This window comes from Janibacter cremeus, from assembly GCF_029395675.1.
In the GTDB taxonomy this organism is placed as follows: Bacteria; Actinomycetota; Actinomycetes; order Actinomycetales; family Dermatophilaceae; genus Janibacter; species Janibacter cremeus_A.
This window is the reverse complement of the sequence record NZ_CP115184.1, coordinates 169,377-185,312: the sequence shown is the minus strand read 5'-3', so window position 1 is coordinate 185,312 and position 15,936 is coordinate 169,377. Positions and strand designations below refer to the sequence as shown.

The window sequence follows — 15,936 nt, the reverse complement described above, 5'->3', positions numbered from 1 at the left end:
GCACGTCCGTGAGCGGGGTGAGCAGGCGAAGGGGTGGGGTCGGCCGACTCGGGCCGGAACCCGAACCGAGCGGGCGAGGGGGGTGGGGTCGTCCGACTCGGGCCGGAACCCGAACCGAGCGGGCGAAGGGGCGGGGTCGTCCGACTCGGGCCGGAACCCGAACCGAGCGGGCGAAGGGGCGGGGTCGTCCGACTCAGGCCGACGTCCGCACCGTCCTCACCGAGGCGAGTGATCCGCCGAAGTCGTGCGGACGTCGCGCCAAGGACGACCCCGTCCTTCGCCCGCGCCCCGGAACGTACCCTCGGCCCGGGGACGGGTGAAGTCCGGCTCAGAACAACGCGCTCATCAACGTCGTCCGCCCCTTGCGCACGCGCTCGTCCTGGTTGCCGACGACGGCGAAGAGGTCGAGCAGGTGGTTCTTCACCCGCTCGCGCTCGTCACCGGCGGTGATGCGCACGAGGTCGATGAGCCGGACGAAGGCGTCCTCGACGTGTCCGCCGAGGACGTCCATGTCGGCGACGACGAGGGCGGCGTCGACGTCCTTCGGGTTCTCTGCGGCAGCGGCCCGGGCGGCGTGGAGGTCCACACCGCGGGTGCGCTTCATCAGCGCGACCTGGGCGAGGCCGAGCTCGGCGTCGGTGTCCTTGGGGTTCTCCGCGAGGGCCTTCTCATAGGCCGCGGTCGCCGCGTCGAGGTCGTCGCGCTCGATGGCCTCGAAGGCCTCCTGGTGCAGCGGCGGCAGCTCCTCCTCGGTCTCCTCGGGCGCATCGTCACCACCCGTCTCGACCCGGCCGGTCACGCCGTGCTGGACGGCGAGCTGGAGCAGCTGGTCGACGACCTGGCGGAACTGCTCCTTGTCGACGAGCCCGCTGAAGAGCGGCACCGGCTGCCCGGAGACGAGGCCGAGCGCGAGCGGGACCTCCTGCGCCTGGAGCGCCTGGGCGACCCCGGGGCTGTTCACGAGGTCGATCGCCACGACCTGCAGCCGTCCCTCGAGGGAGCGGGCGATCTCGACGGCGTCGTCGACCAGGGTCCGGCTCTGCGGGTGCTGCGAGGACCAGACGATCGCCAGTGCGGGCACGGCGGCGGTGCGGGAGACCACCTGGTTGAAGGAGGCGTCGTCGGCCTCGATCAGCAGGCCGTCGGCGCTGGCACCCGCGGGCGCGGCACCCCCGGCCCGGGTGGGAGGGGTGGCCGGCGCACCTGTGCGCGCGGCGTCGGGGCGGGACTGGCCGCCGAGGCCGGAGAGGTCGACGGCTCCACGAAGGCTACGGGTCGGATCGGTCATGCCCCCATCATTCCCCACGGGTGCGTGGTGGGGGAAAGTCGGGGAGGTCTACCGGCCCTCGGCCGACTGCAGCACGTCGCTGACGCCGACGACCGTGGCGTCCCCCTTCGCCGGGATGACCATCGCGAGAGTCTCGGCGTGCTCCACCGTCAGCCTCTTGCGGACCTTGTTCGCGCCGAGGACGCGACGGATCGCCGGGTCCTCGATCTTGAGCACCTTGAGCTTGTCGCTCGCGGTGATGGTGTCCGTGCGGGTCATCGGCACGAAGCTGAGCTGCCCGCCGTCGACGAGCCCGAAGCTGACGGAGGCCACGTCGGCCGTCGACTGCTTCTGGCGGTAGCGGCCCAGGTTGGCGAGGTCACCGTCCTCGGCCTTGGCGTTCTCCTTCAGCGCCTGCGAGAACGCGTCGTCGAAGGAGACACCCCCGGGGTCCTTCTTCGGCGGCGTGTGGCCGACGCCCTCGGACCAGGCGTCGACCGCCCGGGCCACGTCCTTGCCGGGTTCGTCGGTGACGGTCACCTCGGAGCCCTCGCTGACGGGCGCCAGCGCCGGGACGCTGGCCCCGGCCGCCATCGGCACGTCGGCGAACAGGCGGTACGGCTGGTCGGCGGCCTGCGCGACGAGGACGTGGAGGAACTGCGTGCCCTCGACCTGCGAGGTCGCGAGCACGGCCCGGGGCCACTCCGTCCCGCTGCTGACGCCCAGCACCTGCAGGTCCTCGGTCGCGCCGCCGGCGTGCTTCTGCTCGTCCTTGCTCCTGGCCGCCGCGTCGGTCGCACGCAGGGCCGGACCGGAGAAGACCGCCTTGCGCTCCTGCTCGGAGGCCTTGCCGCCCTCCTTGCGCGTGGCCGCCGCATCGTCGAGCACACGGGTGGTGACGTCGGTCGCGGTCTCCTCGGTGATCGAGGCACCGTCGGAGCTCTCGGCGGGGGCGTCGTGCATGCCGACGACGGCGGGCCCGGCGCCGCATCCGGCGAGGACGAGCGGCAGGGCCACGACGGTGGCGACGAAGGGGGTGCGGCGGCTCATGCGTGGGCCTTCTCGTGGGTGGTGGCTGCCGGTCGGCCGGGACGGGTGTGCCGGTCCCGGCGCACGCGCCGGAAGCGGGGCGCGAGGGCCAGGGCGATGCCCAGGAGCAGCACGACGACGCCGGCGACGAGCACGACGATCGCGATCGTGCTCCAGCGGTCGTCGGTGACCTCGTACTCCAGCTGCTCGACCTGCTCGCCCTCGGGTGCGGCGATGACGAGCGTCTGCGGTGCCTCGGCCTGGTCGACCGTCGCGGTGACCGAGCCGTCCCCGCTCGTGGAGGACTGCCAGATGTCGAGGCCGCGCACGTCGCTCGCCTCGCCCTCACCCACGTCGGAGGTGCTCAGCGCCCAGTCGGAGACGTCGACCCCGGTGACCTCGGTCCGGGGGCCGTCGCCGAGGAGTGCCTCGACGTCGGAGGGGCGGGCGGTTCCGGCCCACATGCTGCCCCCGCCGGTGGCGGTGACCTCGATCGGGGAGTCGACACGGTTGAGGACGTCGGGGTCGAGGACGACGACGCGCTGGTCGGGCTCGCCGGTGAAGGTCGCGGTGCCGGAGGTGCCCAGGGCACTGAGGAACCAGCCGCCGACGACGACTCCGACGAGGCCGAGCAGGGCCAGGAGTGAGCCGGCGACGCGCAGGATGAGCGTGCTCATGTCACTGCTTTCGGTGGAGGGTCAGGACGGCCCGCCACTGCCGGCGGACGATCCACGATGACAAAGTTTCCCCGAGGTCACAAATTGGTCACGACGTGGTCAGTCCCGCAGGAGCCCCTCGACCCGGTCGACCTTGGAGGTGAGCTGATCGGTGCGTCCGGCCCGGATGTCGGCCTTCATCACCAGTGAGACGCGGTCCCCGTAGGGCCCCATGGCCTCGACGCACTGCTTGATGACGGCCATGACCTCGTCCCACTCCCCCTCGATGGTCGTGAACATCGACCCGAGGTCGTGAGGGAGGCCACTGTCGCGGACCACCTGCAGGGCGGCCGCGACCGCCGGGGCGTACGAGCCGTCCTCGCCGGGGCCGGCGGGGGCGATGGAGAAGGCAAGCAGCACGGTGACCTCCTGGTCAGTCGTTGGCGGCGATCCTCAGGTCGCCGTCGATGCGGATGAGCTCGTAGGTGTAGCGCCGGGTCAGCTCCTCACCGTCCTCGGGCTTCAGCTCCAGCGTGGTGGAGACGGTCCCGGCCTCGGTGTCGACGCTGATGTCCGTGGCGTCGACCTTCTTGTACCCGGACCAGAACTCGTCGTAGCCCGCCCGGTCGTCGTGCCTCTCGGGAGCGAGCATCGCCCAGGCGGCGTCCCGGTCCTTGGTCACGGTCTCGAAGTAGTCCTCGATGAACTCCGTGGCCTCCTCCTCGGTCAGGTCGAGCTCGCCGGTGCTCGTCGCGCCCGTCGGCTCGCTGCTGGTCGAGGAGGTCGCACTGGTCGTCGTCGCCGACGTGCCCGGCGTCGCGGTCTGCTCCTGCCCGGACACCGCGGCTCCGGAGGAGCCCGCGGCCGTCTCCCCCCGGGTGAGGAAGAGGATCCCCCAGACGATGACCGCGACCGCCAGGACGCCGAGCAGCAGCCACAGGAGAAGGGGGATGACCCCCTTCTCCTGCCGGCCGGAGTCGGGTGCTGGGCCGGCCGCGGCGGCAGGGGCCGTGGCGGCCGCACCGGACGGCGGTACCGCTCCGGCCGGGCGCGTGGTCGGGGGGACGTCGGCACCACCAGCGGCGATGGGCTCCAGACGGCGCAGGGCCTCGAGCATCGTGCCGCGGCGGGCGGGGTCGCGGGCGAGCATGTCGGCGAGGACGGGCTCGAGGCGCCCGGCGCGCTCCGGCCGGCGCGGTGGCTGGGAGGCGACGTCCTGCAGGGTGGCGAGGGCGCTGCCCCTGCTCGGGTACGCGTCGCGACCCTCCACGGCGAAGTAGATCGTCGCGCCGAGCGCCCACACGTCGGCGGCCTCCCCGTGGGGTCGGCCGACCGCGACCTCGGGGGCCATGTAGTTCGGGGTGCCGGTGACCAGACCGCCCTGGGGGGTCTGCTCGTCCGTGCCGCCGGCCCGGGCGATGCCGAAGTCACCGAGCTTGGGCAGGCCACCGCCGATGAGGACATTGCCGGGCTTGATGTCGCGGTGGACGATCCCGGCACGGTGTGCGGCGGCGAGTGCCCCGGCGAGCTGCGCACCCAGGTCCGCCGCCCCCTTCGCCGTCATCGGACCGCGCTGGCGCACGGCCGTGGCCAGCGTCGGTCCGGCGACGTACTCCATGACCAGCCAGGGGCTGCCCTCGTGCTCGACGACGTCGTAGACGGCGACGACGTTGGGGTGGTTGAGGGCCGCCGCGGCGCGGGCCTCGCGCATCGCGCGGTCGGTCTCCCCCTGGCTCTCACCGGGGAAGTCACCGATCTGCTTGGCGGCGACCGAGCGACCGAGCACGGTGTCCCGCGCGAGCCACACGACCCCCATGCCGCCACGGCCGATCGGTCGCACGGGCTCGTAGCGGCCACCGATCACGGAGGGAGTGGTGTGGTCAGTCATGTCCGGTCCAGCGTAGATGGCGCACCCGGGACCGGGCGCGCAGACCACCGTCCGGACACGCTGCACACCCGCCCGTGGGCGGTTCCCGAGCGCTGCGCAGAGCGCTCGACGCCTCCCGCTGGGCCGTGCAGCGCGCTAGCCTGCGGGGATGGGGACGGGGATGGACGAGGAGCACGACGGACGCCCGGAGCGGCCACCGACGAGAGCGCGAGAGCCCTCACCCATCGATGCCCAGCGGCAGCCCGTCCCGATGAGGCGCTCCCTGGCCGTGTGGCGCACTGCTTGCCTCGTCGGTGTCCTGGTGCTCGTGACCGCGGCCCTGTGGCGGGACGATCGCCGCGCCGAGCTCATCGCGGCGCTCGGGCCCGAGGTCGCCGATGCCGACGGGGAGCAGGCGGTCACGCTGCTCGTCGTCGCCACCTTCGCCGTACTCGCCCTCCTGCTCCTGCTCACGATGATCCTCGTCGGGCGCCTGGCGCGTGGTGGCGTGCCCACCCGGGTGGCACTGACCGTCCTGGCCGTGCTCCAGGCCGTCGTCGCCCCCTTCGCCGCACCGGTGCTCACCGCCTGGCAGTGGGAGGGCTTCGTGACCACGGGCCTGCTCGCGCTGCAGGCCGTCCTCGCCGCCGTCGGCGCCATGCTCATGTGGCTGCCGGGCTCCCGTCGTCCGTGAGGACGGGCAACCCGTCCAGCAACTCCTCGCAGGTACGAGCCAGCACCCTGGCCGCGCGCCGCGTGGGCTCCCTGCTCATCGGGTCGGCTGCGAGCCGCCGCCACCTGCCCAAGGACTCCGTGGCCGCCCGCGCGACGTCGTCGCTGGAGGCGCCGGTCCGCAGACCGAGGCGCTGCCAGGGCTGCACGCCCTGGTCCCCGAGCAGGCGCAGCGCGGCAGTGGTGGCGCGCGCGTCGAGTCCCGGTACCGCCCCTTGGCGGACCTCGGCCAGCAGGCGCATCTCCTCCGGCGCGTTCTCCGCCGCCCGCAGCGCCTCGCACTCCGAGAGCAGCGACGCGGCCTGCGGGACGGGCTCCCGGCGCAGGAGTCGCTCGAGGACCGTCACGGCTCCCAGGCTCGACAGCGCCGCGGCTCGCGGCGCGAACTGCGTGGCGATCACCCGCTCGACCATGCCCAGCCCGCTGCGCCGGGTCAGCTCGTCAGCGAGCTCGCCGGGTCGGGCGATCCCCTGTCGCACGAGCACGGTGCCGAGCCGGACGCCGAAGAGTCCCAGCCGCGCGACGAGCGCCTCCCGGGTCTCGCGCGTGCCGCCGACGGCGTCCGCGGACGAGAAGCGCTCGACCGACACGAGCACTGCCTCCCGGTCCGCGCGCTCCATCCGCGCCAGCGCGGCGATGAGGTCGAAGTCGTCCTGTCGCAGGGTCCGTCCCCCCTGGGCGAGGAGCCCGGCGACGGGCAGGACGTCGGAGCACAGGGCCCGCATCTGCGGATCCTGCGCGTGCCGGGCCGCGATGTCCTTGGCGGAGATGAGGCTGTCGAGGCGTCCACCCCCGACCTCGTCGGCGCGGGAGAGCACCCCCACCGTCGTTGCCACGGCGTGCGCCGCGTCGACGACCCCGCCTCCGCGCAGCTCCCGGAGCATGGCCAGGTCGTCCGCGTGCCGACTCTTGAAGAGGTGGATGACGGCGTCGACGGGTCGCTCGGCGGCCTCCGCCGAGAGCAGCTGCGTCGTGTGCCGGGAGACCTCGGTCGTCACCGAGCCGATCCCGGGGGTGTCGACGAGGGTCACCTGCTCGAGCATCGGCGAGGGCCACTCGACCTCGAGGCGGGCGACGTCCCCGGGGGCGAGCCCGAGCAGTGTGTGCTGCAGACGACCGTGGCGGCGCACGAGGGGCAGGTCCACGACCTCGCCGTCCCTGCGGACCAGCCGGGAGCTCGGCGCGGGACCGTGCCGGTACCAGGTCGTCACCGTCGTGCACTCCCCCGCGTCGGTGGGGGCGACCTCTTCGCCGATGAGGGCGTTGAGCAGGGTCGACTTGCCCGCCTTGACCTTCCCGGCGAGGGCGATGCGCAGCGGCTCGTCGAGACGCGCCAGCTGGGCCTGCAGGAGCTGCTGCGCCGCCTCGTGGCCGGCATAGGCGGTGACCGCCGCGTGCAGCACGTGCTTGGCCCGCAGGCGTGAGCCCTCGGCGCGCGTGCTCATGAGGCGACCTCCGCCGCCGCCCCGCCCTGTGCCCCCTCGAGCGACCGCTCGAGCTCGGCGACCGCCCGCAGCTGCTTGCGCAGGAAGCGGACGCGCTCGGTCGTTCGGCGGCGGAGGACTTCGCCGCCGCACTGGCCTGACGCAGGGCGTCGGCGGAGGAGCGCTGCAGGTCACCGGCCACCTCGGTGAAGTGATCGCGCAGGGTGCGTTGCACGAGCCGCAGGCGGTCCTTCAGCTGCTTGGTGACGTGGAAGGTCACGTCGTCGAGATGGCGGCGCACGGCCGCCTTGGCTTCGTTCTGACGCCGATTGAGCCGGTTGCCCTTCTCGTCCGAGTAGGCCTTGGCCCCGAGCAGGATCCCGGCGCTGATGGAGATCGGGTTGACCAGGGCGAACCCGGCCAGGCTCGTCAGCAGCCCGAACATCAGCACCCCGCCGTAGGACCCCTTCATCCCGATGAGGACCTTCTGCCCGACGTTGAGCACCCCCGGGTCGACGTCGACGAGAGGCCGGGCCCGGTCGGTCAGGCCGCTGGTGCTCCCGACTGCCATGCGCGGCACGGACGCCTCCGCGTCATCGGCGAAGTGCTGGGCGACCTGTGCGGTGAGCCAGCGCGTGTTGTCCTCGGTCCACCGGAAGGTCTCCGTCAGCGCGTCGCCGACCTGCTCCTCCAACCACTGGGAGAACGGCCCCCAGTCCTTGCCCGGGTCCCCGGCGTCGATGCTCTCCTCGGCGTCGCGCAGCACCCCGCGCAAGCGGTCGCGCAGGTCGTGGTCCAGGTCCGACATCAGGTCGGCCATGCCGTCACTGAGGGTCAGCTGCCAGCGTGAGCCCCGGGTACGCAGGGCGTCGGCCTGGGACTTGGCCCGCTCCAGGTCGGCGATGCGCGCGGGCAGCTCGTCCGGGTGCTCGAGCGCGCTCAGCTCGGACTCCACCGCGAGGCCCAGGTGCCGGCACACCAGGCGCACGTCCTGGGTCAGGGTCGCCACGGCGAGGTCCCGGGAGCGGGCGAGCACGTCCTGCCTCAGCAACCGGACGAGGGCGGGGAAGCCGGACTCCTCGTTCATGTCGGCGTCGCGCGTACGGGCGGCCGTGTCCCGCAGCACGGACGAGACGGGCAGGACGGCGGCGTCGATGCCGGCCTCCCGCAGGTGGTCCCTGTTGATGTCGGCCAGACGCCGCCATTCGGGGAAGATGTCGGTCTTGGTCATGACGCAGGTGACGTGCGGGCAGGCGTCGATGACCTCCCGCAGGAATCGCACCTCGGCCGCCGAGAGCTCCGCGGAGGCGTCGGAGACGAAGAGGACCGCGTCGGCCGTGGGCAGCGCGGCGACGGTGGCGGCCGCGTGGCTCGTCCTGAGCCCACCGACCCCGGGTGTGTCGACGAGCGACAGCCCTCCCGAGAGCAGCTCACGCGGCAGCTCGGCCTCGGCGTGGAGCAGCCGCTGACGTCGCTCGGTGCGGGTGGCGAGTCGGATCTCCTCGGTGAACCTGTCCAACGGGACCTCGCGCCGGGTCGTCTCGGGGGGACGGGCGTCCCCATCCTCGTCGAAGGACTCGTCGCCCTCGACGAGCACCGCCCTCGGGGTCCGCCCGTGGGAGACGACGGTGGGCACGGCGGTCGCGACGTCGTCGTCGACCTGGCACACCGGGGCGTTGACCAGGGCGTTGACCAGGGCGCTCTTGCCCTGCTTGAACTCCCCCACCACCAGCACCCGCGTCGCAGGGTCCTCGTATCGCTCGCGAGCGCGGACCAGTCTGCGCTGCAGGTCCTCCCGACCGATCGCAGCGACCAGTGCGCTCGCCCGCTCGAGCATCTCCCCAGGCACCATTCGTACCCCCAGTGCATCATCGCGATGCGCCGGCCGCCTCCGTCGGCCACCGACTCCGTCCACTGTCCCACACCTCCCCCACGCCCGGGACCGGCTCGGTGACGTCTCCGTCACCGAGCCGGTCCCTGTGCACGCTCATCCGAGGATGAACCTCCCGGTCAGCCCACCGCCGGGAGCTCGGCCTCGAGGTCGGCGTCCACGTCGACGTCGGCGTCGACGTCGGCGTCGATGAGGTCGTCGTCCGACATCGAGTCGTCGTCGACGAGGTCGTTGTCGCCACCGTCGTTGTCGACGAAGTCGTCGTCCGAGTTGTCCGAGTTGTCGTTGTACGAGTCCTCGACCTCCGTCTCCGTCTCCATCGAGTCGTCGTCGATCATGTCGTTGTCGCCACCGTCGTTGTCGATGCCGTCGTCGTCGGAGTTGTCGGTGACCGAGTTGTCGGAGCTGTCGTTGCCGCTGTTGTCGACATCCATGCCGTCGTCGTCCGAGTTGTCCGAGTTGTCGTTGTAGGAGTCCTCGACCTCCGTCTCGGTCGAGTTGTCGGAGTTGTCCTCGATGTCGACCCCGTCGTCGTCCGAGTTGTCCGAGTTGTCCTCGATGTCGACCCCGTCGTCATCGGAGTTGTCGGAGTTGTCGTTGTACGAGTCCTCGACCTCGGTGGAGTTGTCGGAGTTGTCGTTGTACGAGTCCTCCGTCTCCGAGTTGTCGTTGTAGGAGTCCTCGACCTCCGAGTTGTCGTTGTAGGAGTCGTTCGTCGAGTTGTCCGAGTTGTCGTTGTACGAGTCCTCCGTCGTGGAGTTGTCGTTGTGCGAGTCGTTGACGGAGTTGTCGATCATGCCGTCGTCGCCGGCAGCGACGGAGCCGTCGCCGGAGGCGATGATCGCGTCGTTGTCGAACATCTGGCTGACATCGCCCTCGGCCCAGATGTTCTGGTTCACCGACTGGTCGGTGATCGTGTCGCGGTCGTCCACCGTGCTCGTGTAGCTGTAGTTGTGCACCACGTGGTGGAGCTGCTGCACGGCGTGGCCGTGGTCGTCCGCGTCGTCGCGACCGCCCCAGTGGTGGCCGTCGTCGTCGCGACCGCCCCAGTGGTGGCCGTCGTCGTCGCGACCGCCCCAGTGGTGACCGTCGTCGTCGCGACCGCCCCAGTGGTGACCGCCACCGTCAGAACCGCCGCCGTTCCAGGAGCCCCCCGCGTCGGTCCACGAGTCACCCGCCGGCGCGGCCACGTGTGCACCGGTGTCGTAGCTGCGGTCGAAGCTGGAGCCGATCGTGGTCGTGGTCACGGGCGCGTAGTCCAGGACCACCGGCATGACGGCGTCGACGTCGTCGCACGAGATGTCGCCGAGCCCGGCCTCTGCGAGACTTCCCTCCGGGTCGTCGTTGAAGTCTGCCGCTGCCTGCGGGTCGCGGAGCAGGTTGAGGATGAAGTCGAGCAGGTCGCTGGTCGAGACAGCCATGATGGGTTCCTTCCCCCTGGTGTGTTTCCTTGCCCGACGCCTGGTGGCGCCGCTCACAAACGTAGGGAGCCGGGGAGCACCGGGTGTCCCGGTCCGGGCCCCCTGCGCGGACACCGGACGAAGGGGGTTTCCCGTCCCGCCCCGTTAGGGGATTAGGGGGGTCAATGGGGAGTAAAAGTTACCCTTTGGTACTGCCAAGTGCCGTCCTAGTCTGAGCGCAAGTGCTTGTCATGACGCGGCAAGGAACCGGGATCATGGGCGCTTTCGGGGGGCCACGTGTTTGGGAATTGGGTAGTTGTCACGGTCGGCTCGGGCGAGGTGTCCGCCGTGCACCTGAGGCGCTCGACGCAGGGTGCCGCGCGAGCGGTGTCGAGGATCGTGCGCAGCCCGATCTCGGTCGCTGTCGACGCGGCCGGCGAGCCGGTCCCGGTGGGCGGGTCGAACGCGCAGGGCGCTGGCATCGACGGCCTCCTCGACCGGGTGGGCGACCCCGTCCCCGTCCGGGTGGGCACCTCTTCCTGGCCGGCCGAGCACCTCCTCGCCTGCGTCGTCGCCGGTGTGGTCACCGACAGCGCCGCCGCAGTGGCCGAGGAGGAGGCGCGCGAGGTCAGCCAGCTCGTCCTCGTCGTGCCGGACGAGTGGCGTGACCACCGCCGGTCTGCGCTGGAGGGGGCTGTCGCCACCCTCACCGGGTTACCGGTGGTCACGGTCGGCGCGGCGACCGGACTCCTCGGAGCCACTCCGGGGTCGGCCGGGCCCGTACTCGTGGTGGGGGCTGATGCGCGGCTGCGCGCCCACGTGTGCATCCGCAGTGACGAGGAGTGGCAGGTACAGCGCTTCGGGCAGGGCGACTGGGGAGCCCACGATGTCGACGACGCGCTCCTGGACTTCGTCCGGGACCGGTCCTCGTCGGCGCAGTGGGAGGAGGACGCGGTCGCGGTCCGTGCCGCGTGCAGGTCCGCCCGGACCGACCTGGCCCGACGTACCGCGACCGAGGTGGAGCTGCCCTCGGGCGAGTCGGTGCGCGTGGTCCGTGCCGACCTGGAGCTCGTGGCCGGCGAGAGGACCGGCGATGCCGTCGGCCAGCTCCTGACCGACGTGGCCGACGCCGACGGTGACGATCGCCCCACCCGCGTCCTCGTCACCGGTGCCCTCGCGGCACTGCCGATGCTCGTCGAGGTCGTGTCGTCGGCCACGGGCGAGGCGGTCGAGCACGTCACCGAGGAGGACGCGTTCGAGCGGTACGCCGCGACAGGTGCCGCCGCCCGATCGGCCACGACCGACGATGCGCACGAGGACGTGGACACACGCAACGCCGCGGACACCGCGGTCCTGGCCCCGGCCTCCGCACCGACGCCGCTGCGCCGCACCAGCCGTCGCCGGCGATCTGTCATCGCCGTCGCGGCCGCCCTCGTGGCTGCGACATCGGTCGCCGCGATGACGGTCACCGACGCCGGGGAGGCCGCCCTGCTCGCCCTGGTGGAGGGGACCGTGCCGCAGAGCCCCGGGTCCGACCGCTCCACGGGCGACCTGGCCGGTGCGGCGACCCTGCCGGCCCTGCCGTGGAGCGGGGGCTCCGACGAGGCGGAGAACGTCGTCGACACCGGTGCGCTCGAGGGAGCCGGTGACGGCCGGGGCTCCGGGGGAGACCAGGAAGAGTCCTCGGCGCGCTCGAGCGCGGACGAGGGCGAGGACACCAGCTCGCCCACGCAGGCCCGCTCCGGCGACAAGGACGAGGGCAAGGGTGAGGGCGAGGGCCAGGACGAGGAGGCCACGCAGAGCGACGCGTCCTCGCCCGACTCGTCGAGCAACTCCACGTCGAGCAGCTCCACGTCGAGCACGAGCAACGCTGCGGACAGGAGCACCACGACCTCCCCGTCCACCGCGGCGGAGCCGGACGGCGCGGCCGCGCCCGATACCGCGGATCGCACCTCGACCACCCCCACGCCCACGCCCACGCCCGATGCACCCGCACCGACGCGCGAGCCCACCACCACCGACGCGCCACAGCCCACGAGCACCGGCTCCGAGCTCAGCGAGCCCCCGGCGAGCGAGGACCCGAGCACCTCGACGACAGCACCGGCTGCCGAGGAGACGAGCACCCAGTCCTCGAGCACCTCCCCGACGACGGGCTCGACGGAGTCCGAGACCACATGATCAACGACACGACCCACGGCTGGCTCCCTCCGTCGGTCGTCGAGGAGATCGAGACCCTGGTGGACGACCCCGCACCCCATGCCGTCGTCCTGGGGCGCATCGGGTGCGGTGGCTCCGACGCCGCACGTCTGCTGGCCGGACGCATGGGCACGGACGAGCCGGGCGCCGGATCCGAGGGCGCCCGGCACGGGGACGACCCACTCGACGTGGTGGTGCTCCACGGTCAGGACCTCGAGGGCGACGACGGGGACGAGCGGGCGCGATCCCTCGCCGAGAGCGGCGCCAGGCTGGTCCTGGTGCCCTCGACCGGGGCGGCAACGGTCCCGACCGACCTGCGCGGCTCCTGCTCGATCCTGCGGCTGCGGCCCTGGTCCGAGGACGAGGTGGCCGAGTACCTCCACCACTGCCACGGGGCCCCACCCGACCGGGCGCTGGTGCGGTCACTCGTGCGGGCGACCGGCGGCCAGCCGGTCTTCGTCCGCCACTTCTCCCTGGCCCAGCGCGGACCCCTCGACGACTCCGCCATACTCACCCCCTCGCTGTGGGAGCACGCCCTCGACCGGCAGCTGACGACCTTGGGTTCCGCGGCGCACTCCCTCCTCGAGGAGCTCGCGATCGGTTTCCGCGCGCAGGTCGCCCCCACTGCCCCGACCTTGCTCGCGGCCTCCCGCCCGGACCGCCTCGTCGAGGAGCTGGACCGGCACGCCCTCCTGGGCCCGGACGGCGAGCTGCTTCCCCTCGTGCGGGTCACTGTGCGCAGCGGCATCCCGACCCACCGGCTCCTGCGGCTCGGTCGAGCGGTCGTCGAGGAGATGGACGATCCGACCCCGCACGCCGAGGTCATCGCCGAGCTGGTGGCCGATGGCCTGCACGGTCGGCGACTGGCCGAGCTCACCCGCGATCTGGGCGACGCCCGGCTGCCCTTCGCGCCGCAGGAGGCCATGCAGTGGTACGCCCGCTCCGAGGAGGCGGGCACGCCCCCCTCGCAGCTCGCGACGCGTCGGGCCGAGGCCTCCCTCCACGCCGGCGACGTCGACGCCGCCGCCCACATCTGCGACCTCGTACTGGCGTCCGGGCACGCTCCCGACCTGCCACGGGCGGTGGCCACGGCCGTCGTGGCCCACGTCGAGCGTGGGCTGGTCTCGCAGGCCCGCGAGCTGGTGATGTGGGCGCAGGGCACGCTCGGCACGATCGCGGACGTCGATGTCACCACCGTGCGCGAGGCGGCGGGTGACCCGGGAGCGTCGGACCCGGTCACGCGGACCGACGGGCCCGGCGCTGCCGGACCGACCACCGGCGCGCCGACGCTGGGCAGGGTGGCCTCCAGCACCGCACGCCACGGGTTGCGGGAGTCCCTGACGGGACGGACCGCCGACGCCGTCGCCGAGCTGGTCAAGGCGGCCCACCTCCTACCGCCTGAGCGCTGCTCCCTCAGCCCGTTCCCGGTCTTCCTGGTCGCCGGGTGGGCGGCGCTCCACGCAGGCGACCCCGCGACCGCCGAGGCGGTGGCCGGGCGCACCCGGCCCTCCATCGGCCCGCACGTCGTCCAGCGCGACCTGCTGCTGGGGTGGGCGGCGCTCTGGCTGGGCCATCTGGCCGAGGCCCGGGACCACGCCGACCGCGCCGCCGGCGGTCTCCACGAGAGCCAGCTGCGCAACCGGCTGCTCCTGGCCGGCCTCAGGTCGGGTATCGCCCGTCGGACCGCCGACGAGGCCGGGACGCTCCGAGCGTGGACAGAGGCGATGCAGCTCCTGGGTCGGGTGGAGCCCGACCTCTTCATGCTCCTGGCCCTGGGGGAGCTCAACATCGCCGCCGTGCGCGTCCGCGCCTCGACCGCGCTCACGGCTGACCTCGACCGGGCGCACCAGCTCCTGGAGGACCTGGGCTCCCCGCCGCTGTGGAGAGCTCCCCTGGACTGGTCGGGCGTGCAGGCCGCCATCCTCGCCGACCGCCCCGCGGACGTCGCACCCCACGCGGCCGCGCTCGTGCACGCCGCGGCCGAGCACCCCTTCGCCGCCCGACTGGCCGTGGCGGGGAGGGCGTGGATGCACGTCCTCGCCCGCGACTTCGACCCGGCGGACATCCACGCGGCTGCCACGGGGCTGGCGCAGGTCAACCAGGCCTGGGAGGGCGCCCGTCTGGCCGCGCACGCGGCCGCCCGCTGCGATGACCCACGGGCGGGCACCTCCCTTCGCGAGCTCGCCCGGAGCCTGCGCGGAGCGGACGAGGGCGCCGGCAGGACGTCCGCGCACGAGCCCGCCCCCGGCTCGGTCCTCCTCTCCGAGCGGGAGGTGGAGGTGGTGCGCCTCGTGCTCGACGGCAAGACCTACCGCGAGGTGGGCGCGGCGCTCTTCCTCTCGCCGCGCACGGTCGAGCACCACATGGCCCGTATCCGGCGGCGCAGCGGGGCGCAGTCACGCAGCGAGCTGCTCGAGCGTCTCCAGCTCACCCTCCGGGGCCGGGGCGTCTGAGCGTTGCCCGGCCGCGCCGGGGCTCACCGGTGCTCACACGAGGTGTCGGCGGTGGCTCACCCGGTGACGGACTCGAGCAGGACGTCCGCGGCGGCGAAGGGGTCCGTCCTGCCGTCGACGACACCGTCGGCGAGCCGGTCGAGCGTCCCGCCGGCCCCGAGGTCACCCATCCGCGAGCGCAGCTCGGCGACGGCGAGCGCGGAGATCTCGTCTCCGGCACGGGCGGTGCGGCGCCGGCGCAACTCACCGCTGGCGGCGAGCCACTCGAGGTGCTCGCCGACGGCCGCGACGATGTCGTCGACGCCGGTGCCGTTCACGGCGGAGGCGCGCACGACCCGGCGGCGCCAACCACGGGGGGCCGTCCCCTCCCCCATCTGGATCATGTGCCGCAGGTCGCGGACGGTCGAGTCGGCGCCCTCGCGGTCGGCCTTGTTGACGACGAAGACGTCGCCGATCTCCAGGATGCCGGCCTTGGCGGCCTGGATCCCGTCGCCCATCCCGGGGGCGAGCAGGACGAGCGTCGTGTCCGCGGAGCCAGCGACCGCGACCTCGGACTGGCCGACGCCGACCGTCTCGACGAGGACGACGTCGAAGCCGGCGGCGTCGAGGACGCGGATCGCCTGGGGCGTGGCGACCGAGAGACCGCCGAGGTGCCCGCGCGAGGCGAGCGAGCGGATGTAGACGCCCGGGTCGGTCGCCGCCTCGCTCATCCGGATGCGGTCACCGAGGAGGGCACCGCCGGAGAAGGGCGAGGACGGGTCCACCGCGAGCACCGCGACGCTCTTGCCGGCCGCCCGGTAGGCCCCGATGAGCGCATTGGTCGTCGTGGACTTGCCGACCCCCGGCGAGCCGGTCAGCCCGATGACGTGCGCCCCACCCGTGTGGGGGGCCAGGGCGGCCATCACCTCCCGCAGCGCGGGGTGCTGGTCGTCGACCAGCGAGATCAGCCGCCCGATGGCACGCGGCATCCCCGCCCTGGTCTGCTCGACCAGGACGGGGACGTCGACGCTGCGGATCACAC

Annotated in this window: 12 protein-coding genes and 1 pseudogene; 4 read left to right on the top strand and 9 right to left on the bottom strand. The window is 73.0% G+C overall.

Translation table 11 applies throughout. From position 1 onward, the window contains the following. Positions 1-328 precede the first annotated feature (328 nt). From O9K63_RS00865 to O9K63_RS00845, 5 genes are all read right to left on the bottom strand, one after another. Positions 329-1,288, bottom strand: a complete 960-nt coding sequence (locus tag O9K63_RS00865; RefSeq protein WP_277239910.1) for a co-chaperone YbbN — start codon at positions 1,286-1,288, stop codon at positions 329-331. Positions 1,289-1,336: 48 nt separating this feature from the next. Continuing rightward, positions 1,337-2,317 carry a hypothetical protein gene (locus O9K63_RS00860; protein WP_277239909.1) on the bottom strand — a complete coding sequence of 327 codons (981 nt, stop codon included), beginning with the start codon at positions 2,315-2,317 and terminating at the stop codon, positions 1,337-1,339. Next, positions 2,314-2,973, bottom strand: coding sequence for a hypothetical protein (locus O9K63_RS00855; protein ID WP_277239908.1), 660 nt, complete (start codon positions 2,971-2,973; stop codon positions 2,314-2,316). The genes O9K63_RS00860 and O9K63_RS00855 overlap by 4 nt, the downstream gene beginning before the upstream one ends. A gap of 99 nt (positions 2,974-3,072) precedes the next feature. Continuing rightward, positions 3,073-3,372 (bottom strand): thiamine-binding protein, encoded by a 300-nt coding sequence (locus O9K63_RS00850; protein WP_277239907.1) that lies wholly within the window; start codon positions 3,370-3,372, stop codon positions 3,073-3,075. A 13-nt stretch (positions 3,373-3,385) separates the two neighbouring features. Then, a complete protein-coding gene (locus O9K63_RS00845; RefSeq protein WP_277239906.1) occupies positions 3,386-4,840 on the bottom strand; it encodes a serine/threonine-protein kinase in 1,455 nt (484 codons plus the stop codon). A 148-nt stretch (positions 4,841-4,988) separates the two neighbouring features. On the opposite strand from O9K63_RS00845, the gene O9K63_RS00840 reads away from it, so the two are divergent. Next, a complete protein-coding gene (locus O9K63_RS00840) occupies positions 4,989-5,513 on the top strand; it encodes a hypothetical protein (protein WP_277239905.1) in 525 nt (174 codons plus the stop codon). On the opposite strand, the gene O9K63_RS00835 is transcribed toward O9K63_RS00840, so the two are convergent. After that, positions 5,482-6,996 carry a dynamin family protein gene (locus O9K63_RS00835; RefSeq protein WP_277239904.1) on the bottom strand — a complete coding sequence of 505 codons (1,515 nt, stop codon included), beginning with the start codon at positions 6,994-6,996 and terminating at the stop codon, positions 5,482-5,484. The genes O9K63_RS00840 and O9K63_RS00835 overlap by 32 nt on opposite strands. A 190-nt stretch (positions 6,997-7,186) precedes the next feature. Here O9K63_RS00835 and O9K63_RS00830 point away from each other — a divergent pair, with 190 nt between their 5' ends. After that, entirely contained in the window at positions 7,187-7,825 is a 639-nt protein-coding gene (locus O9K63_RS00830) for a hypothetical protein (protein WP_277239903.1), read from the top strand. A 447-nt stretch (positions 7,826-8,272) separates the two neighbouring features. On the opposite strand, the pseudogene O9K63_RS00825 reads toward O9K63_RS00830, so the two are convergent. After that, positions 8,273-8,812, bottom strand: a pseudogene (locus tag O9K63_RS00825) (dynamin family protein); the annotation flags it as partial. 173 nt (positions 8,813-8,985) lie between these two features. After that, a complete protein-coding gene (locus O9K63_RS00820; protein ID WP_277239902.1) occupies positions 8,986-10,287 on the bottom strand; it encodes an IniB N-terminal domain-containing protein in 1,302 nt (433 codons plus the stop codon). 366 nt (positions 10,288-10,653) lie between these two features. Between O9K63_RS00820 and O9K63_RS00815 the strand changes: the two genes are divergently transcribed. Both O9K63_RS00815 and O9K63_RS00810 read left to right on the top strand, forming a co-directional pair. After that, entirely contained in the window at positions 10,654-12,444 is a 1,791-nt protein-coding gene (locus O9K63_RS00815) for a hypothetical protein (RefSeq protein ID WP_277239901.1), read from the top strand. Further along, a complete protein-coding gene (locus O9K63_RS00810; RefSeq protein WP_277239900.1) occupies positions 12,441-14,915 on the top strand; it encodes a helix-turn-helix domain-containing protein in 2,475 nt (824 codons plus the stop codon). The genes O9K63_RS00815 and O9K63_RS00810 overlap by 4 nt, the downstream gene beginning before the upstream one ends. Positions 14,916-14,971: 56 nt before the next feature. Here the strand turns inward: O9K63_RS00810 and meaB are convergent, their stop codons facing one another. Further along, a complete protein-coding gene (gene meaB, locus O9K63_RS00805; RefSeq protein ID WP_277239899.1) occupies positions 14,972-15,934 on the bottom strand; it encodes a methylmalonyl Co-A mutase-associated GTPase MeaB in 963 nt (320 codons plus the stop codon). Positions 15,935-15,936: the final 2 nt, after the last annotated feature.

Excerpts from the sequence above, each read along its gene's own strand:
- O9K63_RS00845 (WP_277239906.1), bottom strand. The coding sequence starts at position 4,840 with ATGACTGACCACACCACTCCCTCCGTGATCGGTGGCCGCTACGAGCCC.
- O9K63_RS00820 (WP_277239902.1), bottom strand. The coding sequence starts at position 10,287 with ATGGCTGTCTCGACCAGCGACCTGCTCGACTTCATCCTCAACCTGCTC.
- O9K63_RS00840 (WP_277239905.1), top strand. The coding sequence starts at position 4,989 with ATGGGGACGGGGATGGACGAGGAGCACGACGGACGCCCGGAGCGGCCA.
- O9K63_RS00860 (WP_277239909.1), bottom strand. The coding sequence starts at position 2,317 with ATGAGCCGCCGCACCCCCTTCGTCGCCACCGTCGTGGCCCTGCCGCTC.
- O9K63_RS00810 (WP_277239900.1), top strand. The coding sequence starts at position 12,441 with ATGATCAACGACACGACCCACGGCTGGCTCCCTCCGTCGGTCGTCGAG.
- O9K63_RS00835 (WP_277239904.1), bottom strand. The coding sequence starts at position 6,996 with ATGAGCACGCGCGCCGAGGGCTCACGCCTGCGGGCCAAGCACGTGCTG.
- O9K63_RS00855 (WP_277239908.1), bottom strand. The coding sequence starts at position 2,973 with ATGAGCACGCTCATCCTGCGCGTCGCCGGCTCACTCCTGGCCCTGCTC.
- O9K63_RS00865 (WP_277239910.1), bottom strand. The coding sequence starts at position 1,288 with ATGACCGATCCGACCCGTAGCCTTCGTGGAGCCGTCGACCTCTCCGGC.